This window comes from Pseudomonas sp. 13B_3.2_Bac1 (assembly GCF_025466205.1).
Lineage (GTDB): Bacteria > Pseudomonadota > Gammaproteobacteria > Pseudomonadales > Pseudomonadaceae > Aquipseudomonas > Aquipseudomonas fluorescens_H.
Map to the genome: position 1 here is coordinate 1 of NZ_JANLOG010000141.1, position 338 is coordinate 338.

The window sequence follows — 338 nt, forward strand, 5'->3', positions numbered from 1 at the left end:
ATCAGCGATGCGCAGGGCTGGATCGCGCACTTCCAGCAACAAAACCTGCAACCTGACAAGCAATGCTCGCTCAGCAGTCAGGTGCCAGTGCTGTTCAAGGCCAGCCTCATCGCCCATCAGGGCTTCGATGCCACCTGGGTCGCCAAACCCAACCTGGTGCAGATCAAAAACTGGGACGCCACTGCCCCCAAACGGATCCCGATACAAGCGCTGTTTTACGACACCTCGCAAACCGGCGCATTGCTCGGCGCACAGAAGGATCAGCGTGATTATTTCGATGCCACCGGGGACTGGTTGCCGGTCCTGCGCATGGATCTGCATCAGCCACCCGGCGCGGT

At 59.8% G+C, this 338-nt stretch carries 1 pseudogene; it reads left to right on the forward strand.

What is annotated here, in order from left to right:
- Positions 1-338: pseudogene (locus NTD85_RS22545) on the forward strand (hypothetical protein); the annotation flags it as partial.